Annotated in this window: 17 protein-coding genes; 12 read left to right on the forward strand and 5 right to left on the reverse strand. The window is 64.6% G+C overall.

Annotated elements, in window-relative coordinates:
- Positions 1-6: 6 nt before the first annotated feature.
- Positions 7-756, reverse strand: coding sequence for a class I SAM-dependent methyltransferase (locus tag POM99_RS02085; RefSeq protein WP_277275132.1), 750 nt, complete (start codon positions 754-756; stop codon positions 7-9).
- A 61-nt stretch (positions 757-817) separates the two neighbouring features.
- Between POM99_RS02085 and mutM the strand changes: the two genes are divergently transcribed.
- Positions 818-1,630, forward strand: coding sequence for a bifunctional DNA-formamidopyrimidine glycosylase/DNA-(apurinic or apyrimidinic site) lyase (mutM, locus tag POM99_RS02090; RefSeq protein ID WP_277275133.1), 813 nt, complete (start codon positions 818-820; stop codon positions 1,628-1,630).
- 12 nt (positions 1,631-1,642) lie between these two features.
- Here mutM and POM99_RS02095 read toward each other — a convergent pair whose 3' ends face one another.
- Both POM99_RS02095 and POM99_RS02100 read right to left on the reverse strand, forming a co-directional pair.
- A complete protein-coding gene (locus POM99_RS02095) occupies positions 1,643-2,314 on the reverse strand; it encodes an anti-sigma factor (protein WP_277275134.1) in 672 nt (223 codons plus the stop codon).
- Entirely contained in the window at positions 2,311-2,862 is a 552-nt protein-coding gene (locus tag POM99_RS02100) for an RNA polymerase sigma factor (protein ID WP_277275135.1), read from the reverse strand. The genes POM99_RS02095 and POM99_RS02100 overlap by 4 nt, the downstream gene beginning before the upstream one ends.
- 31 nt (positions 2,863-2,893) lie before the next feature.
- Here POM99_RS02100 and POM99_RS02105 point away from each other — a divergent pair, with 31 nt between their 5' ends.
- Positions 2,894-4,114 carry a S8 family serine peptidase gene (locus tag POM99_RS02105; RefSeq protein ID WP_277275136.1) on the forward strand — a complete coding sequence of 407 codons (1,221 nt, stop codon included), beginning with the start codon at positions 2,894-2,896 and terminating at the stop codon, positions 4,112-4,114.
- 105 nt (positions 4,115-4,219) lie between these two features.
- A complete protein-coding gene (locus POM99_RS02110; protein ID WP_277275137.1) occupies positions 4,220-5,140 on the forward strand; it encodes a hypothetical protein in 921 nt (306 codons plus the stop codon).
- Positions 5,141-5,383: 243 nt separating this feature from the next.
- On the opposite strand, the gene POM99_RS02115 is transcribed toward POM99_RS02110, so the two are convergent.
- Positions 5,384-6,493: a helix-turn-helix transcriptional regulator gene (locus POM99_RS02115; protein WP_277275138.1), complete on the reverse strand. Its 1,110-nt coding sequence runs from the start codon at positions 6,491-6,493 to the stop codon at positions 5,384-5,386.
- A gap of 139 nt (positions 6,494-6,632) precedes the next feature.
- Here POM99_RS02115 and POM99_RS02120 point away from each other — a divergent pair, with 139 nt between their 5' ends.
- The 7 genes from POM99_RS02120 (at position 6,633) to POM99_RS02150 (ending at position 14,929) form a co-directional block, all read left to right on the forward strand.
- Positions 6,633-7,841, forward strand: a complete 1,209-nt coding sequence (locus POM99_RS02120; RefSeq protein ID WP_277275139.1) for a cytochrome P450 — start codon at positions 6,633-6,635, stop codon at positions 7,839-7,841.
- Between the two features lie 48 nt (positions 7,842-7,889).
- Entirely contained in the window at positions 7,890-9,146 is a 1,257-nt protein-coding gene (locus POM99_RS02125; RefSeq protein ID WP_277275140.1) for a sulfotransferase family protein, read from the forward strand.
- A complete protein-coding gene (locus tag POM99_RS02130; RefSeq protein ID WP_277275141.1) occupies positions 9,143-9,922 on the forward strand; it encodes an SDR family NAD(P)-dependent oxidoreductase in 780 nt (259 codons plus the stop codon). Before POM99_RS02125 ends, POM99_RS02130 begins: the two co-directional genes overlap by 4 nt.
- Entirely contained in the window at positions 9,922-12,057 is a 2,136-nt protein-coding gene (locus POM99_RS02135; RefSeq protein ID WP_277275143.1) for a molybdopterin-containing oxidoreductase family protein, read from the forward strand. The genes POM99_RS02130 and POM99_RS02135 overlap by 1 nt, the downstream gene beginning before the upstream one ends.
- Complete coding sequence (locus tag POM99_RS02140; protein WP_277275144.1) at positions 12,054-13,379, forward strand: DUF1254 domain-containing protein; 1,326 nt, start codon at positions 12,054-12,056, stop codon at positions 13,377-13,379. Before POM99_RS02135 ends, POM99_RS02140 begins: the two co-directional genes overlap by 4 nt.
- Complete coding sequence (locus POM99_RS02145) at positions 13,376-14,134, forward strand: SDR family NAD(P)-dependent oxidoreductase (protein ID WP_277275145.1); 759 nt, start codon at positions 13,376-13,378, stop codon at positions 14,132-14,134. The genes POM99_RS02140 and POM99_RS02145 overlap by 4 nt, the downstream gene beginning before the upstream one ends.
- Positions 14,135-14,470: 336 nt before the next feature.
- On the forward strand, positions 14,471-14,929 hold the full coding sequence (locus tag POM99_RS02150; RefSeq protein ID WP_277275146.1) for a hypothetical protein: 459 nt from the start codon (positions 14,471-14,473) through the stop codon (positions 14,927-14,929).
- 207 nt (positions 14,930-15,136) lie between these two features.
- Here POM99_RS02150 and POM99_RS02155 read toward each other — a convergent pair whose 3' ends face one another.
- Complete coding sequence (locus POM99_RS02155) at positions 15,137-16,102, reverse strand: sugar phosphate isomerase/epimerase family protein (protein ID WP_277275148.1); 966 nt, start codon at positions 16,100-16,102, stop codon at positions 15,137-15,139.
- Between the two features lie 613 nt (positions 16,103-16,715).
- On the opposite strand from POM99_RS02155, the gene POM99_RS02160 reads away from it, so the two are divergent.
- Together POM99_RS02160 and POM99_RS02165 are read left to right on the forward strand one after the other, a co-directional pair.
- On the forward strand, positions 16,716-17,951 hold the full coding sequence (locus tag POM99_RS02160) for a serine hydrolase domain-containing protein (protein ID WP_277275149.1): 1,236 nt from the start codon (positions 16,716-16,718) through the stop codon (positions 17,949-17,951).
- A gap of 23 nt (positions 17,952-17,974) precedes the next feature.
- Positions 17,975-20,176 carry a TonB-dependent receptor gene (locus POM99_RS02165; protein ID WP_277275150.1) on the forward strand — a complete coding sequence of 734 codons (2,202 nt, stop codon included), beginning with the start codon at positions 17,975-17,977 and terminating at the stop codon, positions 20,174-20,176.
- The last annotated feature ends 25 nt before the right edge of the window (positions 20,177-20,201 follow it).

Raw genomic sequence — 20,201 nt, forward strand, 5'->3', positions numbered from 1 at the left:
CGCGCCTCAGGCCTTCCAGCCGGAATGGATGGCGACGAGGCCGCCCATGATCGGTTCGACGCGCGTGTGGCGGAACCCGGCGGCAGCGATCATCCCCTCGAATTCGCGCATCTTGGGAAAGCGGCGAATCGATTCGATCAGGTACCGATATGAATCGGCATCGCCGGCAATCGCCTGCCCGATCTGCGGCACCAGCTTGTGCGAATAGAGGTCATAGGCCTGGGCGAAGCCGGGCCATTCGGTGGTGGAGAATTCGAGGCAGAAGAACCGCCCGCCCGTCTTGAGCACGCGGTAGGCTTCGGCCAGCGCGCGGTCGATGTGGGTCACGTTGCGGATGCCGAAGGCGATGGTGTAGGCATCGAAGGCCTTGTCACCAAACGACAGCTCCTCGGCGTTCTGCCGCGACCATTCGAGCCCGTGGATGCCGCGTTTTTCCGCGCGTTCCATGCCCACGTCGAGCATGTCCTGGTTGATGTCCGACACGGTGATCGCTGCGCCCGAGGGCGCCATGCGAAAGGCGATGTCGCCCGTGCCGCCCGCCATGTCGAGAATCGCCTCGCCACTGCGGGGCTTTACCCGGCGGACGAAGCGATCCTTCCATAGCCGGTGCATGCCGCCCGACATCGCATCGTTCATGATGTCGTACTTGCGCGCGACGCTGGAAAAAACGGCGCCCACGCGCGCCTGCTTCTCCTCGGCGGGGATGTCCTCGTAACCGAAGGTTGCGGTTTCGCCGGCGGTGTTTGGATCGGTCATGGTCATGGGCCTTTAGTGGGGAATTGCCGCCACCGCAAAGGATGATAGGGGTGGGGGCAAGATGCCTGAACTCCCAGAAGTAGAAACCACCGTCCGCGGCCTTGCCACCGTCCTCGAAGGGCAGGTCGTCTCGCGGCTGGCGGTCCACCGGGCGGACCTGCGCCGCCCCTTTCCGGTCGATCTGGCGCAGGCGATGACCGGGGCGCGGATAACCGGCCTCAGCCGGCGCGCCAAATACGGCCTGATCCACACCGACCGTGACCGCACGATGGTGTTCCATCTCGGCATGTCGGGCCGCTGGCGGATCGATCCGGGCGAGATCGGCAAGCACGACCATCTGGTGATGGAAACGGGCAACGGCCATGTCCTCGCCCTCAACGACGCACGCCGCTTCGGCTCGGTGGATCTGGTCGATACGGCAGGCCTTGAGGACTGGCCGCCCTTCGCCGCGCTGGGGCCGGAACCGCTTGGGCCGGGCCTTGCACCCGCCCACCTGGCGACCGCGTTCAAGGACCGCATTGCGGCGGTGAAGCTGCTGCTGCTGGACCAGCGAATCGTGGCTGGGCTGGGCAACATCTATGTCTGCGAGGCGCTGAACCGCGCGCGCATCCATCCCGAGCGCGAAGGGGGCATGGTCACCCGCCCGATGCTGAACCGACTGGTGCCCGAAATCCGCGCCGTGCTGGAGGAATCCATCGCCGCAGGCGGCTCCACGCTGCGGGATTATGCCCGGCCCGATGGCGAACTGGGCTATTTTGCCAAGGACTGGCGGGTTTACGGACGAGAGGGCGCCCCCTGCGTCTGCGGCGGCACGGTGGAGCGCATCGTGCAGGGCGGTCGGTCGACATTCTTCTGCCCGCGCTGCCAGAAATGAAGCCCTGAGGCGTTACTTCGGCGCCAGCCAGCCGGCCTTGCGCGCCTGCGCCTCTTCCTGCGGACCCAGCGCATCGCCTGCGGCCATGTCCTGCGCCTGCTGCATGATCTCCTGCGCGCTGCCAGCCTGGCGGTATTCGCCACTGCCTGCGCCCGGCGCACCCGCCCCCTCCAGCTTCCAGCCCTGACCGTCCCTGCAGGCGATCCCTGCGCTGGCGCCATCGGCAAAGGCGCGGCAGAACGCGCCGCTGCGGGCCCTGAAGCTCAACAGGATGCGGCGGGCGCCGCCCGGTTGCTGGTCAGCCACCAGCTGGTTGTCGAGCATTGCCGCCAGTTGCGACCCGGCATAGCCGGCAGGCGGCGGCGAAGGCCGCAGCACCACCGCCAGCGCGACCGAAGCCGCCAGTGCGGGCCCGGCCAGCCAGACCCAGCGCGGCCGTGCGCGGCGAACCGGCAATGCGGTGACATTGTCCGCGCCGGTCAGGGTCTTCAGATGATCAAGGTTGGGCGGTTGCCGCATCAACGGGGCAAAGTGGGCGGCCAGCCGGTCGCGCAGCGCCTTGTGCGCGGCCACTTCGGCCTGCAGCGCTGGCGAAGCGCGCACCGCAGCTTCCACCGCCAGCGCCTCTGCGCCTTCCAGCTGACCATCGGCCCAGGCGGCGACCTGTTCGGGCGTCGGCGTCATGCGGCTTCTCCCAGTTTCGCCAGCAAGGCATCGCGCCCGCGCACCAGCCGCGAATTGAGCGTGCCCACCGGACAGCCCACGATCTCCGCCGCCTCCTTGTAGGAATAGCCTTCCACCATCACCAGGATCACGGCCTCGCGCTGTTCCTCGGGCAGGGTGGCCAGCGCGCGATCGATATCGCCGAGCGTGGCACCCGCTTCCTGCCCACCGTCCGCGCCAATGGCCACGCCCATTTCCTCTTCCATGAAGGTCTGTCCGCGCCGGTTGCGGGCGCGCACCTCGTCAATCCAGATATTGCGCATCATCTTGTAGATCCAGCTGTCGAGCCGGGTTCCGTCCTGCCATTTGTCCCGGTTGCGCAGCGCGCGTTCCAGCGTCGTCTGGCACAGGTCATCCGCCTCCACCCGATCGCGCGACAGGCCGCAGGCGAACCGCCGCAGCCGTGGCAGCAGGCCGAGCAGGGCCGATGAAAACGAATCCAGGGCAATTGGGTCGGACAGGAAAACCGCCTTTCTGCCGGATGCAACGGACGGGCTCGCCCGTTTCATCCATCAGCAATGCGGTTTATGGAAAATGGCGATGATGTACAGACACTTGGCTCTTGCAGGACTTGCCGTCGCGCTGGCCGCCGTCCCATCATCGGCGCAAGTCGGGGTGCCGGCGGTGCGCGATGCGCTGGGATCGACAACCGGCGCGGTGCGCGGCGTACTCAATCCTGCGCTGGACGACCTGGCCCAGTTGCCTGACCGGGCACAGGACCTTGCCCGCCAGCGGATCGAACGGATCGACCGCCTTGTGCGCCGGCAGCGTGAAGCCATCGAGCTCGATCCCGAAGGCCAGCCTGCACGCAAGGGTGTCCTGCTGGTCATGGACCCTGCGCCCGATCTCGCGCAGCGCCTGGCCGGAACCGGCTTTCGCGTGGCTGCAACCGAGAGCCTTGGCGAACTCGGCCTGTCCGTGGCGCAGGTGGAAGTGCCGGAAGGCCTTTCGCTGGACACGGCCCGGAAACGGCTGGTGCAGCAAGTGCCCGGTGCGCAGGTGACGGCGGACAATATCCTGTTTCCGCAAGGGACGACCCTTTCCGGGCGAAATGCCACCAGCGGCAGTGCGCGCACCCCCTTTGTGGCCGCGCCCGTCGGCGTCATCGATAGCGGGGCAGCCGGCACGCTGGAGGAGCAGAAAGGCTTTGCCCGGGGCGGACCTTTTCCCGCCAACCATGGCAGCGCCATCGTCTCGTTGCTGCGTGGTGCGGGCGTGCGCCGCGTGCTTGTCGCCGATGTCTATGGCACTGACCCGGCGGGCGGCAATGCGCTGGCCATCGCGCGCGCGTTCGATTGGCTGGTGGGCCGCAAGGTGCGCGTTATCGGCATCAGCCTTGTCGGCCCGCCCAATCCGGTGCTGCAACGCGCCGTGGCGGGGGCGCAGAAACAAGGCGTCACCATCATCGCGCCCGTGGGCAACGATGGTCCGGCCGCGCCACCCGCCTATCCCGCTTCGTTCAACGGCGTTCTCGCTGTCACCGGCGTTGATGCGCGCAATCGGGTGCTGATCGAGGCCGGCAGGGCGCTGCATCTCGATTATGCGGCGCCGGGCGCAGACATCTTGGCCAGTGATGCAAAGGGCCAACGGCGGCGGCTGCGCGGCACATCCTTCGCCGTGCCGCTGGTCGCGGCGAGGGCGGCCGCTGCACAGGGCAGCGTCGTATCTGCGCTGGATCGCGAAGCGGTGGACCTCGGCCCGAAGGGGCCGGATTCCCGCTATGGCAGGGGCCTGATCTGTGCAGTCTGCCTCACTCCGTGAAAGTTTCTGCGGTTTCGATGCATTAAACCCGAAAGCCGGTCCGTTCCCCAATTCGAAGGACGCGAAGACGTGAAGCGTCTGTCTGACGATGAAAGGAACCTTGCGATGCGCACTCTCCTGATTGCTTCGGCTGCCATGCTGTTCACCACCATGCCCGCCCATGCCCAGCTGCTTGGCGGCGGAGGATTGGGCGGCAGTCTGGGCGGTACGCTAGGCGGCACCCTGGGCGGCACGCTGAATGGTGGGCCGCTCGGCTCGACCATGGACTCGGTTGAAGGCACTGCCACGGGCAGCGTGCGCGGCTCCGGCTCGGCCAGCGCGCACAAGTCGGTCGACCGCAAGAGCGGCAAGGTCCACGCCGATGGTGCGGGCCGCGGCTCGCTCACTGGCAACGCCACTGGCAACCTGACCTCCGCCACCGCCCCGCTGACTGGCGACGCTTCGGGCATGGCGACCGGCCGCGCGAAGGGGCAGGGTTCAGCCAGCGTCGACGGCCAGCTGATCGGCACTGACGCGGTGCGCAACTCGGCCGCTTCGGCCAAGGGCATGGCCATGGGCGCATCCGATACGGCGCTCACGGCAACCGGGTCGGCTGTGGGCACCTTGTCCGGCACGGCCAGCGCGACCGGCAGCATGGCAGGTTCTGCAGCGGCGAACGGAAGCGGCGCGGCGCAGGGGGCTGCCAGCAACCTGGCCCTGGCCGGAAGCCTCGCCTCGTCTGCCGACGGCGCATTTTCGGTGTCGAAGGGCATGCCGGTCAACGCGCCCGATGGCAGCCGGATTGGCACCGTGCGCAAGGTGATCAATGATGCGCGTGGCAACGTGCAGTCGCTGGTGGTGAAGGCAAAGGGCGAGACCGCGACCCTCCCGGCCGGAAACTTCACCGCCAGCGGCAATGCGCTGATCTCGGCCGCTGGCACAGGTGAACTGGACAAGCAAGCCAAGGCTCCGGCTGGTTCCGGCGCGGCCAAGTCGGCCAAGGAAAGCGCAAAGTCCGCAAAGGCTGGCAGCAAAGATGCCCGCTGATCTCTGAGCCTGCCGCAGCTGCGGGATCAGCACATCGAGGAGCCGTGGCCCAAAGGCCATGGCTCCCTGCGTGTTCAGGATCAGGGCCTGTTGAATGGCGAGACAGGCAAGCAGTCAAGCCGAGCTGGCCTGATCCGTCTTTCATCGGGGCCAAGCGTGGGCGAAAGTGCACGGATGGCAACCAGCCTGTTCAACCGAAGGCTCCATCCAAAGGTGTCGGGCGCACCGGGGATGCCGGGCAATTCAGTCTCTCGCCAAGTTCCCGACAAGGGTTGCCAGGCTGCCTATCGCCAGCCTCACCAGATCGGTTTGCCGGGACACGCCGATCTTCGCGAGGATTCGCTTGGTCTGGGTTCGAACGGTGTGCTCGCTGAGATCGAGCGCCTGCGCAACTTCCGCAATCGCCCCTCCCGCGGCCAGGCCTGAGAGCACCCTGGCCTCTGCCGGTGTGAGGTCGAACAGTGTCGCCAGAAACTCGGGCGGCGGTGCCGGGGAGGCTGCACGATCATGGAGATAGGCCACAAGTGCGGGCGCGCTCACGAGACCGAAGTCGTGTCCGGGATCAATATTGATCAGCAGAACTTCGACCACACGTTCCGGCGTGTTGGGGTCGATGGTGCACAACAAGCGCGGCTCAGGAGCAGTGCCGTTAGCCAGGCTTTGCCGGAGCATGGCTTGGTGTTCAGGGCGAGCAAAGCGCAGTTGAGCGTCTTCTGAAATCCTGATCTGGCCCGACGTTCCAACGATCTGTCTGGCGGCCGCATTGCTATAGAGCACTCCCGCCTCGCGGTTGAGTATCATCATTCCCAGCGCCATCCGGTCCAACACCTGCGCCTGGAGTCCGGCGACGAACTGGCTCAAGCGCAGGTGACCAAAAACCCGGACGGCGCGCGTGAAGGCCGGGGTGTGCGCCTCCCACCAGCGCAGTTGTTCCGGGGACAGGTCTCCCAGTTCAGCTTTGCGGACCAGATGGATCACCGCGTGGAATTCGCCCGCTGAAATGCAGAAGCCATACGCGTTGCCAACCCCGGAGGGGGTCAGATAATCGGTCCAGAAAGGGTGATCCTCGCCGACAAAGTCGCGGATCGAATAGACCTTTCCCTGCTCCATCTGCTCGAACGGCATCGGATTGATGTGCTGGTAGCGCTGCCCGTAATCGCGCCGCATGGAAGAGACGTCGGCGTCTGCGGCTGCTATCCCTATCCCGACGGCACCTTCCTGCACCGGTCGGAAGGACATGTAGACCAGGCGTGCGTCCAGTGCTGCGCGAAAGCTGGCCAGCGCGGCTTTCCACGGTCGCTCTTCCAGCGGCGCATCATAGATCGCCTCGCGCAGGTCAGGCAGGTCAGGCATGGCTCCCCATCGGTTCTCGCGCGAACGATACACCAAATGGTGGATGGCAGCCCGCAGCGTCTCCCCTAGCACACTCTCAAAGCACGACGACGAGAGGACGTCCATGACAGATGCACTGCCCGGGGCCCGATTTGACCCGATGAGCGAAGAGGCCAAGGCCGACGCCGGCAAATTCTATTCCGAACTGCGCCGCGAATGTCCGTTCTACCATCGGCAGGGTGAAAAGTACGACTTCTGGATGCTGAGCGAATATGCCCAGATCAAGAACGAGATCCTCAGCGACAAGACCGTCGGCGACTGGACATTCAAGTACGGAAACTCGTTGCGCACCTATGCGCACAACACCGGCATCGTCACCGATCCGCCAGAGCACGACAAGTGGCGCGCCTTCCTGCTCCCGGCCGTGGTCCAGCCCACGCTGAAATCGCTCGACCCGGTGATCAAGGAACTGGCCGACGAGATCATCGACGCCATGCTCGCCAAGGGCGGCGAAGCCGAACTGCACGATGACTTTGCCCTGCCGCTGACCGGCCAGGTGATGTGCATCATGCTGGGTGCCCCGCGCGAGAACTACAAGCTCTACAAGCATTGGGGCGACGAGCTGATGATGGGGATCTACGACGATCCCGAGAGCGGCCGCGACCGGGCCGTGTACCCCGAATTCGCCGCGCACTTCGGCGAACTCATCACCCAGCGGCGCGCAGTGGCGGCAGCCGCCGGCATCACCGAACCGACGGACGATCACGTCGGCACCGTGCTGTCGGATGACTTCCTGTCGCGCATGCTTGCGGCGCGGATCGATGGCCGCTCGCTGACCGACCCTGAAATCGCCAACATGTGCGCCACCTTCCTGACCGCGGGGCAGGAGACCTCCACCTCGCTGATCATGAACTGCGTCTGGCGGCTGCAGCAGGAACGCGAAACCCGGTGGGAGCGCGTCGTGGCCGATCCCGAACTGGTCAAGCTGGCGATCGAGGAAAGCCTCCGGTTCGATCCGCCGGTGCTGGGCCAATGCCGCGCCGCCGCGCGCGAGGTGGAGATCAACGGCGCGACGCTCCAGCCCAAGGACCGCCTGTTCTTCTCGATTGCCGGGGCGAACCGCGATCCGGCGGTGTTCAGCGATCCTGACAGCTTCAGCCTGGACCGCCCGATGGGCGAGGCGATGAAGCACCTCTCCTTCGGCTGGGGTTCGCACCTGTGCATCGGCGCGCCGCTGGCCCGGCTCGATGCGCGGATCGGCATTGCCGCGCTCGTGCGCCGGGTGCCAACCTTGCGCATGACCGGCGAAACCCGCCGCATCCACCCGTGGATGAACTGGGGACGGAACTACCTGCCCGTCACCTGGTGACGGGCCAGCCGGCAGCACAAGAATAAAAGGCATTGGGAGAATTTGGACATGGCCGAAACGGCGGCACCGGCATTCGAAGAGGTGCAGATCAGGCTTGGTGACACGGCGCAGACGGTGCGACGCCCGGTCGTCCCCGAAGGCGCGGACTTTTCCGAAGCCGCCATCGTCGCGGCGGCGCGCAAGCAGACCGGCCTGCACTTCTTCGGGGACGATCCGTTCCGCGCCAACCTGCGCGTCCTGATCCGCTCGATGGAGGACGAGGCGAAGCTCAACGCCTTTGGCCGGGTCATGGCGCGGCAATTCCTGATCGCCCGGCTGGCCGACCGCCTGCGCGCGCAGGACCTGTTTGATCGACACCCCGAAATCCTCGAGACCAAGCTGGGGCCGATGACCTTCATCGTCGGCGCGGCGCGATCCGGCACGACCCGCGCCCACCGGCTTCTGTCCAACGATCCGCGCTTCCTTTACCTGCGCGACTGGGAGATCAACTTCCCGGTGCCCGTCGCCGCCAGCTTCGGCGAGGGGCCGGACCCGCGCATCACCCGCGCCCGCAAGGCTCATGCGGCATTCCTGGCGATGAACCCGGAGAACGCCAACATCCACACCCTGGAAGCCGAAGCGCCCGAGGAGGAGATCGGCCTCCTCAACATGAGCTTCGCCACCCAGATGATCGAGGCGCAGCGCTTCGTGCCGACATACGGCCGCTACTGCATGGAGACCAACCAGCAGGCCGCCTATGCCTACATGAAGAAGCTGATCCAGCTGATCGCCTGGTTCCGCAAGGACGATCCGCAGCGCCCATGGGTGTTCAAGTCGCCCCAGCACATGCAGGATCTCGACGCGCTGATGCAGGTGTTCCCGGAGGCGAAGATCGTGTTCATGCACCGCGATCCGCGCAAGACGGTGGCATCGACCTGCTCGATGTTCTGGAACATCTCGATCCTCGGCTCGGACGAGAACGATCCCGAGGCGCTTGGCGCCTACATCGCCGAAAAGGTCCAGCGCCAGGTCGAGAAGGTCGAGGAAGAGCGCGCGACGCTTGTGCCGCCCGGCCAGCAGCTCGATGTCCGCTATGCCGATATCAACGCCGACTGGGAGCGGGAGATGCAGCGCATCTATGACTTCATCGGGCTTGATTTCAGCGCCGAGGCCCATGCGGCCCTGAACGCCGCTTCGGGCGACAAGGAAGCCCGTCACGGCGGCCATCGCTACAGCCTTGAACAGTTCGGCCTGTCGGCTGACGATATCGACCAGCGTTTTGCCGGCTACATCGGCAAATACGGCATTCCGCAGGAGGGCAAATGATAGACCTTACCGACAAGATCGTCGTCGTGGCCGGGGCGAGCAAGAGCACCGGACGGATCATCGCCCTCGCCGCGGCAGACGCTGGCGCCAATGTCGTCGTTGCGGCAAGGTCCGCCGCCGGGGTTGAAAGCGTTGCCGCCGAGATCGTTGCCAAGGACCGTGAGGCGCTGGCGGTGACGGCGGATTTCGCCTCGGTCGAGGAATCGCGCGCCGTGATTGCCCAGGCCGTCGAACGTTTCGGCCGGGTCGATGCGCTGATCTACAACGCCGCCTATCTGGTGCGCCGCTCGATCTTCAAGATCGACGAGGCGCACTGGGACCAGATGCTCGACACCAACCTGAAGGGCTATTTCTTCATGGCCCAGGCTGCGGCCAAGGCGATGGTCGATGGCGGGGTGCGCGGGGCGATCGTCGGGATCAGTTCGACGGCAGGTTCGGTGGGCTATCCCGGCATTGCCGACTATGCGGCATCGAAGGGTGGTATGAACGCGCTCACCAAATCGCTGGCGCTGGATCTTGGGCGCTGGGGCATTCGCGCCAACTGCGTTGCTTCGGGCTTCATCAACGGTGAATCGGTGGCCGAAGGCGAAGCTGCCGGTGGCGGAGCCGTGCTGAACGCCTTGCGTCAGTTCATTCCAAGCCGGCGCTTTGCCGAGCAATCGGAAGTCGCCTCGGCAGCCTTGTTCATGGCAAGCGACCTTGCCGGATATTGCAACGGATCGATCCTGATGGTGGACGGCGGGCTGACCCTGGGCAACCTGCCCGCGGTCGGCTGATGGGGGAGACCCGCACAGCCCACTCCTTCTGCCGCATCTGCTCGGGCAGTTGCGGCGTGGTTCTCGACGTGGCTGATGACCGGATCGTCGGCATCCGGGGCGACAAGGCGCACCCGCTGACCCGTGGCTACGCCTGCATCAAGGGGCTGCAGGCGGCGGACATGCTGCACGGCCCCGACCGGCTGAGCCAGCCCTTGCGCCGCGGGCCTGATGGCCGCCACGTCCCGATCCTGCTCGACGAGGCGCTCGACGAGATTGCCGAGCGCCTCGGCACCATCATCGACCGGTTCGGCCCGCGCGCCGTGGCCGGGTGGCGTGGCACCAATCCCTGGTTCCAGACGCTCAGCCATTATGCCCTGCCCGGCTGGCTGGCCTCGCTCGGCAGCGACCAGTTCTATTCGAGCATGACGATCGACCAGTCGGCAAAATGGGTGGCGATGGAGCGGATCGGGGTCTGGGCAGCCGGACGCCAGTTCGTGACCGAATCCGATGTCTGGATGCTCGTCGGCAACAATCCGCTGGTCTCGGTCTCGGCGGGCGCCCTCTCGTTCAACCCGCAGAAGACGTTGAGGGACCTCAAGGCCAGGGGCCTCAAGCTGATCGTGATCGACCCACGGCGGACCCAGACCGCCGAAATGGCCGACCTGCATCTGGCTGTCCGCCCCGGCGAGGATGTCACCCTCGCTGCCGGATTGCTGCACGCCGTGCTGGCAGAGGGGCTGGAGGACCGGGAGTTCTGCGACACGTTCGTGGCGGGCCTTGATGCGCTGCGCGCTGCCGTCGCGCCCTTCACGCCGGCTGCCGTGGCCGAACGGGCCGACGTTCCGCAAGAGGATATCCTGGCCGCAGCCCGCCTGTTCGCGGCAGGGCCGAAGGGCTGCGTCCAGACCGGCACCGGGCCTGACATGGGGCCACGTTCGAACCTTGCCGAACATCTCTATGAATGCCTCAACGTGATTTGCGGACGCTTTCCCCGCGCCGGAGATCGGGTGGGCAATCCCGGCGTGATGAGCCGGCCCTTTCCCCGCCGCGCCCAGGTTGCTCCCCCGCGTCGGCGCTGGCAGCAGGGCCGCCCCAGCCGGGTGCGCGGCATCGGTCCGCTCCAGGGCGAAATGATGGCCGGCACGCTGGCCGAAGAGATCATGGCTCCGGACGAGGACCGCGTGCGGGCGCTGTTCGTCGTCGGCGGCAATCCCGCAAGCTCGATGCCCGACCAGCAGCGCATGGTCGAGGCGCTGCGCGAGCTGGACCTGCTGGTGCTGATCGACCCGGCCTGGAACGAGACGGCCCGCCTGGCCGATTTCGTCCTTCCCGGCCGCCTTCTCTACGAGGTTCCCGCAGTCCCGCTGCTCAACGTCGAGCCCTATTTCTTCCCGATCCCGTTTGCCCAGTATACTCCGGCGGTGGTGCCTGCCCCGCCCGAAACGCGCGATGACTGGCGCTATCTGTGGGAGCTGAGCCGGCGGATCGGCCGTCCCTACAGCTTCAACGGCATCGCTCTCGACATGGAAGCGCCGCCCACATCCGAAGCGCTGCTCGCCCGCCTGCTCGAAGGGGCGCAGGTCCCGCTCGAGGAGATCGCCCGCCATCCATCGGGAGGCGTGTTCGAGGTGCCCGAGCAATTCGTCGAACCGTCCACGCGCGAAACCCGGTTCGAGGTGATGCCCGCCGATGTCGCCGCCGAACTGGGCACAGTGGCGCAGGAAGGCTGGGCGCGGACAAGCGCCGTTGACGCGGCATGGCCCTTCCGCCTGATCGTCCACCGCGTGCGCGAGACCTACAACGGGCAGTACCGCGACCTGCCGGCCATCCGCAAGCGCCTGCAGACCAACCGCGCGTGGTGCCACCCGGACGATCTTGCCGCTGCCGGTTTCGCGCCGGACGACCTAGTGGACATTGTCTCCGCATTCGGCCGCATCCCGGCCGTGCTCGGCGAAGATGCCTCCGTTCGGCGCGGAGCCATTGCCATGACCCACGGCTTTGGCGGGCTGCCCGACGACCCGCAGGATGCGCAGGCGCGCGGCGCCAACCCCAACCGCCTGATCGACGCTGCGCGAGACTGCGAGCCGATCAACGCCATGCCGCGGATGAGCGCAATTCCCATCCGCATCGAACCGAAAGGACAAGCCCGTTGACCGAGACACTCACGCCCGAGGCCGCCCGCGCCATTGCCGAGGAAGCCTTCGTCTATGCCTATCCGATCGTGCACGGCTACCGCGCGATCCACTGGCTGGGCGTGCGCAAGGGCGGGTTCAACCGGTTGGACCACTACCGCCACATCATCGACCCGGCGGACGACCTCAACAAGGAAGTCCAGATCAACCTCGACACGCTCTACACACTGGTCCCGTTCGACATGCGGCGCGAACCGCTGGTGCTGACCGTACCGGCCTTTCCGGACCGCTATTTCAGCGTGCAGTTCTCCGACTTCTACATGCACAACTATGCCTGGCTCGGCACCCGCACGACCGGACAGGGCGGCGGCCGCTACCTGCTGGCCGGGCCCGGCTGGAACGGGGAAAAGCCTGAGGGTATCGACGCGATGATCCCCTGCGACACCGAGATTTCCTACTTCATCATCCGCATCCTGTGCCGCGGCAAGGCCGACGAGCCTGCCGTCAACGCCATCCAGGACGGGTTCCGGCTCGAGCCGCTGTCCACCTTCCTCGGCACCACGCCGCCGGCCGAAGCACCGGACCCGGAATGGATGTGGCCGTCAAAGACCATGTTCAACAGCACCGACATCTATTCCTATTTTAATTACCTGCTGCGCTTCCTGGAACCGCGCGAGGATGAGCGGGAGCTTTTCGCCGAGTTCGCCCGGATCAATCTCGGCTGGGGCAAGCACTTTGCTCTCGAAGACTTTGCACCGGACATCCAGCAGGCGATCCGCGAAGGCGCCACCGCCGCGTTCGAGCGGATCTGCGCCGCCGCCGCCAGCCCGGGCAAGATGGTCGACGGCTGGTATCTCGTCCCCCGCATCCGCGGAAACCGCGAACTGCTGTCAGGCACGGCGGAAAAGCGCTTTACCCGTGCGGTCCAGGCACGGGTCGGGATCTACGGCACCGATCTGGAGGAATGCGTCTACATCCCGTCGGAACACGAAGCCGATGGCAGCCGCGTGGACCCTTCGACCGGGGACTATATCCTTACCCTCAAGCCGCCGGTTCCGGCCACGGGGTTCTGGTCGATCACGGCCTATGCCGCCGACACCCAGTTCCTCGTGCCCAACGAACTTGGCCGCTATGCCCTGGGGGATCGCGATCCGCTGATCATCGATCCGGACGGGCTGATCCGCATCCACCTCCAGCAAACCGCACCCAAGGCAGAGCGGATGGCCAACTGGCTGCCGGTTCCCGGCTGTCCGCTGCTCATCGTGCTGCGTCTTTACATCCCCTCGGCCGAGGTGGTGGCGGGCAACTACGTCCCGCCGCCCATCGTGAAAGCGGCCGCATGACTGTGCCGGCTGACAAACCGATCATCATCGTGACGGGCGCCGGTAGTGGTATGGGCCGGGCAATTGCACAAGTCCTGCTTGCTCAAGGCTTGCCGATCCTGCTGGCCGGACGGCGGCGCGAACGGCTGGATGAAACTGTGGCCGGTGCGGCAAATCAGGATCTTGCACGCGTGGCGGTTGGCGATCTCGGTTCGCCCGCGGGTGCCGATGCCCTGCTTGACGCAGTATGCGGCTGCAGGGTTTCTGCATTGGTCGCATCAGCCGGCGGTCAAGGCGATTTCATCAGGCCCGGCGCCGGTGCGGCCGCCGCAGAGACCGCCTGGCTTGCGGCCTTGCGCATGAATCTGTTCACCGCAGTCCTGCCGATCGAGGCAGTGCTGAGCCGGATCATTGACGGCGGCCGTATCATACTGATCGGATCGACCGCCGGGATTGATGGCCAAGGTGGTCCCTATGCTACGGCCAAGGCGGCGCTGGCCGGCTATGGTCGCGATCTGGCCCGGCGCGTGGGTGGGCGTGGCATCACGGTGAACACGCTGGCCCCGGGTTTCATTTCCGATACAGATTTCTTCGAGGCTGGTGGATTTGGTCCGGTTAATTCGCTGATCGACGCCGCTGCTCGCCAGACCCTGCTCGGCCAGGTCGGTCGGTGCGACGATGTGGTTGCAGCCGTCGATTGGCTGCTCGGTCCAGGTGGGCGCTGGGTGACTGGCCAGACGATTTCCGTCAACGGGGGCACCATAATGGTCCAGTGACCAGCCGCACCTCGCTTTGAGGTGCGGCCTGTCTTGCGGGCCATCAGGCGGCGGGCGAGTTGTTCAGGCCTAGCCCATGACTGCCGATTCCCGTCAGTGATCGAATCGCCCATGTCAACGATCACCCGCAGAGCGTTGTTGGCAAGAACGCTTATGGCCAAGAACACGGGTCGGGCGCCGCGCGAAATATAGCTCACCCATGGCTTCGCCATCTCTGCCCAGGTGTCGAGACGTCGACCGTGTAGGCTCGACGCGGTGCCTGGAACGCCATCTTGGTGTCGTTCGCCGCCTGGTTCCGCGCGCTCAACCGGACAGGCCTAGGCATAGCAATGGACGATGGCCTCGGCCCTGGACAACATCGATTCGATCGGATCGGTCACGTTGTGTGACGTGTCGATCATTTGGCAGGGATTGAAGCCGTCACTCCTGTTGCCCCTGGGGCAGCACCGCCTCGGTCGGATCCGTCGAACCGAGCTGGCGGCCGATCTCGATGCATTCGATGTTGTGCTCGATTGCCTGACGACGGGCGCCGGCATCCTGGGAGGACAGCGAACCGTTGGCGTAGCTGTGGGCTTGCGTCGGCTGGTCCTGGAAAGTGCTTGCGTTGACTTGCAGCATGGCTGCCAGCCGTCGGTCGATCTCTTCATCTTCGAGCTTCGAGTCGAGATGGTCGATCCGCAGATGGTAACCTCGCTCGAGGCAAGAGCGGTACGCGCCTCTCTGCACTTTGATGGTGTAGTTGGGACCGGGGTTGTCGATCAGCAGCCCGATGATGAAGGCGTGTGCACCGGCTAGCGATCGCGCTGCGACATCGGCACATAAGACAAGCCGCCATGACCTTATCGCGCATCTTCTGCGAGACGTGGGGTTCTCCATTGACCACGCGCGACACACTCTTGATCGAGACACCCGCCGCCCGCGCGACATCTTCGATCGTCGCACGTGCCGCGCCGCTCCACTCCAGTTTCCATTGTCACGCCATTGTTGCGGCTGCGATGGTCCTTATGCCACGATCGTGCCGAGAAACGCCCGTGCCCTGATGACCGATTGCATCCGGCTGTTCGCGAACGGTGGATCCTGCTCGATATAGTAGTGCGAGACGCCGGCTGCTTCGGCAGCACGCAACAGTCTGGGCCAGTTCTGCATGCCCGTGCCGACATCCGCCGGGGCCTGCTGCATGGCGAAGTTGGGCTGGTTGCTGGCCATGATGTCCTTGACGTGGATCGCCTGCACGCGCCCGCGCAGCCTGAGCAACTCGTCCGCCGGATCGATGCCGGCCGCCGCGACCCACCCCACATCCAGTTCGACCCGGACCAGGGCGGGATCGGCTTCTTCGAGCAAGATATCCCACCCCCGGACCGTTCCTTCCAGCGGTTGGAACTCAACGTTGTGGTTGTGATATGCGAGGGAAATTCCATAAGGGCGCAGCGCCATTGCGCGCTCATTGAGCAGCTTCGCGCCTTTCTTCCAGTACGCTACGCCACCTGCGTTGGTGGCAGCAGCAATGGCCAGGCCGATGTTGCGCTCCTTGGGAATCTGAAAGCCCTTCGGCGTTGGAAGGGAAGGCATGACCACGTGACGAACGCCGAGCACATTCAACGCATCGGCAATTTCCTGCGCTGGATTGAGTATGGTCAGCGCATCGGGATAGAATGGACTGGGCGCGAACAGGTGGATCGAGCTGAAGCGAACCCCGGCGCGATCTGCTGCTGCCCTCAGTTGCTGTGGAGAGCGCCCTAAAAAGCCCGGCAGTTCAAGATCGGTGATGCCGAGCTTCGCCACGGCTGCCAAAGTGCCGTCGAGGTCCTGCTCGACATTCTCACCCACCGTGTAGAGCTGCAGCCCGATGGGCTTGCCGATGCGCTCGAAAAAGGGGCGACGGCGGGCGGCGAGCAGGGGTTCGTTCGTCATTGCGGCCAATCCCGTGGCACCCAGGGCGAACATGGCCGAGCGACGGCTGAGCTGCATTGTCCGATCTCCCGTAGCTGCAGCATCCCGTTCGCCCAGCCGTTGCAGGCCAAGATGTCGATATGATTGGCAGTGCTGTCAACGTCCGATACCGCAAGGCCTTGCTGGCACACTCATCCCCGGGCTGCGGTTCGGAAATGTTCGTTCACGTGTTCGCATTTCGCTGGAATGATAACGTCAACGCCGAAGACAGGCTTCGGGCCCGAGAGGCCATCAGTTGGCCAAGTCGGTCCCATACGCGCTCACCGGTGTCATGGTACTCGTGGTTGAGGAGGCGTTTGCCTCGTATGAGAAGCATCCTCGTCATGCCAGATTGCTGGATTGGCTGGTGCCGTTCGATCTCTAGGGATCAGCAGGCTTGGTCGATCAGAGATTCAATCCGGGCGTGCGGTAACGCGGCATTCGATGTCCTGCGCGCAGCAGGGATTGCGAACTGCATGGTCGCGGCAACCAAGCTTGCCCACCCCCACCGTCGCCGCTCGAGCTTTGTCGGACACCGGTTGGATAAAATTGTTATGCCATATACCAAATGGGTGATGCCGATCCTGCCGTGATGTATACGATGTTCCCAAAGGCAAGCATTCTTAGGTCGCGCCGCAGGGAGATGGTTCGTATGACATTTGCAATTCGTCTGGTCGTTGGTGCGTTGGCCGCCATGCTGCCCGCGCAAGTGCCGGTCCTGGCCCAGCAGCAACTACCTGCGCAATTGCAATCGGGGGCCAGCTCGGATGTGCCCGTTGCCACGCAGGTGATGCGTTGGCACATGAACGATGCCGACGTGAACAGCTTTGCCTTCCGCAACATGGACCAGCTGTTTACGACGCGAACCGTGGCGCATTCCGGATCAACCTGGACCTTTCCCAAGGTCGAGCGGCCGATGGACTTTTCCTATGCGTTCGATGGCAAGACGTTCACCGCCCAGCAGGCGCTGGAGCGGACCTATACCAATGCCCTGCTGATCATGAAGGACGGGCGGATTGTCACCGAGATCTATCGCAACGGTTCGAACGAGCGCACGCGCTTCATGGGCTGGTCGATGACAAAGTCGATCACCTCGACGTTGGTCGGCGCAGCGTTGGCTGATGGGCTGATCGGCTCGCTCGACGATCAGATCGTGAAGTATCTGCCCGAACTGAAGGGCAGCGGCTATGATGGCGTGACCATCCGCCAGATCCTGCAGATGCGTTCGGGCGTCGATTATGAAGAACGCTATGACTTCGCCAATCCCGGCATCGCGGCAAGCAATCACATCAATGCGCTGGTCAAGAACGTCGTGCGATTTGCCGATGCAGCCCGCACGATCAAGCGCAAGTCGAAGCCGGGTGAGGTTTTCGCCTACAAGACCATAGACACTGCCGTGCTGGGCTGGCTGATCGAGCGTGTCAGCGGGGGATCGGTTGCCGCCTATACCGCCCGCAAGCTGTGGGAGCCGCTCGGCACCGAGGCTGACGGGTTCTACATCATGGACGGCCAGCCTGGCACGGGCCGCGAATTCAGCGGCGCAGGCTACAACGCCACCCTGCGCGATTGGGCGCGTTTTGGCCAGATGATGCTCAATGGCGGCATGGCCAACGGAAAGCGCGTGGTTAGCGAGGAGTGGGTAACGGCGGCGCAGGCGCCCGCTGGACAGGAGACTGGTCCCGAAGGCGGCTATGGCTATCAGTGGTGGACCATGGGCAATTCGCCAGCCTATTCGGCCATCGGCCTCCAAGGCCAATACGTATACATCGATCCGGCAAGCAAGACGGTTGTAGTCAAGCTCAGCTATTTCCCGCCCCAAGACGATGTCGTTTCTCAGGAAACGCTGGCGTTTCTTGCCGCAGCTTCGGCGTGGAAGCCGGCACCGTAATAGACAAATACAGGGAGGACATAATGAAGACTCAGTTTACGCTGGGCTGCGCCATGGCGCTGGCCCTCGCCACGCAGGCCGGCAGTGCTCTTGCGCAATCTGCGCAGGAGACGGTGACTGCACCCGAGGTTGCCGAGGAAGGCGTTGGCGAAATCATTGTCACCGCGCAGCGCCGCAAGGAAAAACTGCAGGACGTGGCGGTATCGGCCACTGCATTTGATGCTGGCGCGCTGGCCGACAAGGCGGTGACCAACCTTGCCGATCTGCAGAACGCCAGCCCTGCGCTGTCGATCTCGGATGGCGGCATCACCCAGTCCATCAACATCCGCGGTATCGGCCTTGCCAGCAACTCGCCTAGCGTGACTGCGGGTGTCGCAACCTACGTCGACGGCCTGTTCCAGCCGCCGATCGTCCAGGCCAACAGCTTCTACGATCTCGCCAGCGTCGAAGTGCTGCGCGGGCCGCAAGGTACGCTCGTTGGTTCGAACTCCACCGGGGGCGCTATCTTCATCAACACGCAAAACCCGCAGCTAGACGCAGGTCTTGGGGGTTATGCGATGTTTGGCGGCGGCAACTACGGTTCTGTCCAGTCCGAGGCGGCAATCAACCTGCCAGTCTCCGACACCTTCGGCTTCCGTGCTGCGGGTTTTTACCGCAACCGCGACAGTTTCTACAAGAGCGTCGGGCCCGTCTTCAATAATGCGGGCAGGCTGCGCGAAGGCGGCGGGCGCTTCACCGCGATGTGGAAGCCGGGGTCGTTCCAGGCCGTGGCGAAGGTCTCCTTCAACGATCGTGATACAGGCGGCTACGCCTATCGTCCGATCCTCGGAACACCCTACGATGTGTTCCGCGAAGGCGACATCCGCACGATCAGCTTCGACACGCCGGTCGCGAACCGCGAACGCGCGTTCCAGGCCAGCCTAGAACTGCGGCAGGAGCTGGCGAACGGCATCACCCTGCGCTCGGTGACGGGTTACCAGCACAAGCGCATTAACGCCCTGAACGACATTGACGCTTCCGCCGGTCCGGGCGGTATTGCTGAGGACTACTTCGCCGGCGAAAAGGTCTACACGCAGGAAGTGAACATTATCTCGCCCACCGAAGGCCGGTTTGACTGGATCCTCGGCGGCTATTTCCAGCGCAATGACATCTCGATCCGTATCCTGCAGGATCAGCAGGGTTTCCCGACTGACATCATCGGTGGCAACCAGCGCACGACCACCGGCGTGTTCGCGCAGGGCAACTACGAGATCATCCCGGGTCTCGAAGCGCAACTCGGTGTGCGCTATTCGACCTACAAGGCAACCGGCTATGGCGATGTGACGATCGGCAACGGCATTCCGGGCTTTCCGCCTGGTGGTCTGGCTGTTGCTTCCTTGGCGGGGAGCCACAAGGACTCTCTGGCCACCGGCAAGTTCGCGCTCAACTGGAAGATCGATCCGGACAACTTGCTCTATGCGCTCGTCGCACGCGGGTACAAGCCAGGCGGCTTCAATTCGCCCACCTCGAACTTCGATCCGGAGCGCGTGATCAGCTATGAAGCGGGCTGGAAGTCTGCCTTCCTGCGCAATCGCATCCGCACCCAGCTCAGCGCGTTCTACAACAAGTACGCGAACTTTCAATTCAACGTGGTCGAGCCGAGCACCGGCTTTGCCGGCGTCGAAAACATCTCGACGGTCGAGATCAAGGGCGTGGAAGCGCAGGTGCAGGGGCGCTTCGGCGGCTTCGGCTTCGATGCCAACGTGGCTTATGTGGACTCGGACCTGGCCAGCGTCACTTTCGTCAACACCCGGACGTTCGGCGGGGCCAACCTTGGCCCGCAGTGCCCGACCGGTACGCCGTCATCGCCGCCGTTCTGCTTCGACTATACGCCGTTCATCCAGACCACTGGCGGCGGCCCGAACCTCTATGCTCCCCGCTGGACCTGGGGCGGTGGCGTCGAATACGAGATCCCGCTGGGTGGCGAAATGTCCCTCACCCCGCGCGTCAACTATGCCTACGTCGGCGAGCAGTTCACCTACATCGGCTATTCGCGACTGTCGGACCGGCTCAATCCGCGCGGCCTGCTTTCGGCAATCGTCACGCTCAGGATCAACGACAAGCTGAAGCTCGAGGCCTGGGGTACCAACCTCACCAACAAGGAATACATCACCGGCCAGCTCAACTCGAACGAGTTCTACGGCGCCCCGCGTGAGTATGGCATCAAGCTGAACGTGACGTTCTGATACGAAAAGGTCCGGGACGGTGACC

This window comes from Novosphingobium cyanobacteriorum, assembly GCF_029436685.1.
Classification (GTDB): domain Bacteria; phylum Pseudomonadota; class Alphaproteobacteria; order Sphingomonadales; family Sphingomonadaceae; genus Novosphingobium; species Novosphingobium cyanobacteriorum.

What these genes read in the sequence shown, in the direction of transcription:
- POM99_RS02085 (WP_277275132.1), bottom strand. Translation starts at nt 756, where the DNA reads ATGACCGATCCAAACACCGCCGGCGAAACCGCAACCTTCGGTTACGAG.
- mutM (WP_277275133.1), top strand. Translation starts at nt 818, where the DNA reads ATGCCTGAACTCCCAGAAGTAGAAACCACCGTCCGCGGCCTTGCCACC.
- POM99_RS02095 (WP_277275134.1), bottom strand. Translation starts at nt 2,314, where the DNA reads ATGACGCCGACGCCCGAACAGGTCGCCGCCTGGGCCGATGGTCAGCTG.
- POM99_RS02100 (WP_277275135.1), bottom strand. Translation starts at nt 2,862, where the DNA reads ATGAAACGGGCGAGCCCGTCCGTTGCATCCGGCAGAAAGGCGGTTTTC.
- POM99_RS02105 (WP_277275136.1), top strand. Translation starts at nt 2,894, where the DNA reads ATGATGTACAGACACTTGGCTCTTGCAGGACTTGCCGTCGCGCTGGCC.
- POM99_RS02110 (WP_277275137.1), top strand. Translation starts at nt 4,220, where the DNA reads ATGCGCACTCTCCTGATTGCTTCGGCTGCCATGCTGTTCACCACCATG.
- POM99_RS02115 (WP_277275138.1), bottom strand. Translation starts at nt 6,493, where the DNA reads ATGCCTGACCTGCCTGACCTGCGCGAGGCGATCTATGATGCGCCGCTG.
- POM99_RS02120 (WP_277275139.1), top strand. Translation starts at nt 6,633, where the DNA reads ATGAGCGAAGAGGCCAAGGCCGACGCCGGCAAATTCTATTCCGAACTG.
- POM99_RS02125 (WP_277275140.1), top strand. Translation starts at nt 7,890, where the DNA reads ATGGCCGAAACGGCGGCACCGGCATTCGAAGAGGTGCAGATCAGGCTT.
- POM99_RS02130 (WP_277275141.1), top strand. Translation starts at nt 9,143, where the DNA reads ATGATAGACCTTACCGACAAGATCGTCGTCGTGGCCGGGGCGAGCAAG.
- POM99_RS02135 (WP_277275143.1), top strand. Translation starts at nt 9,922, where the DNA reads ATGGGGGAGACCCGCACAGCCCACTCCTTCTGCCGCATCTGCTCGGGC.
- POM99_RS02145 (WP_277275145.1), top strand. Translation starts at nt 13,376, where the DNA reads ATGACTGTGCCGGCTGACAAACCGATCATCATCGTGACGGGCGCCGGT.
- POM99_RS02150 (WP_277275146.1), top strand. Translation starts at nt 14,471, where the DNA reads ATGGCCTCGGCCCTGGACAACATCGATTCGATCGGATCGGTCACGTTG.
- POM99_RS02155 (WP_277275148.1), bottom strand. Translation starts at nt 16,102, where the DNA reads ATGCAGCTCAGCCGTCGCTCGGCCATGTTCGCCCTGGGTGCCACGGGA.
- POM99_RS02160 (WP_277275149.1), top strand. Translation starts at nt 16,716, where the DNA reads ATGACATTTGCAATTCGTCTGGTCGTTGGTGCGTTGGCCGCCATGCTG.
- POM99_RS02165 (WP_277275150.1), top strand. Translation starts at nt 17,975, where the DNA reads ATGAAGACTCAGTTTACGCTGGGCTGCGCCATGGCGCTGGCCCTCGCC.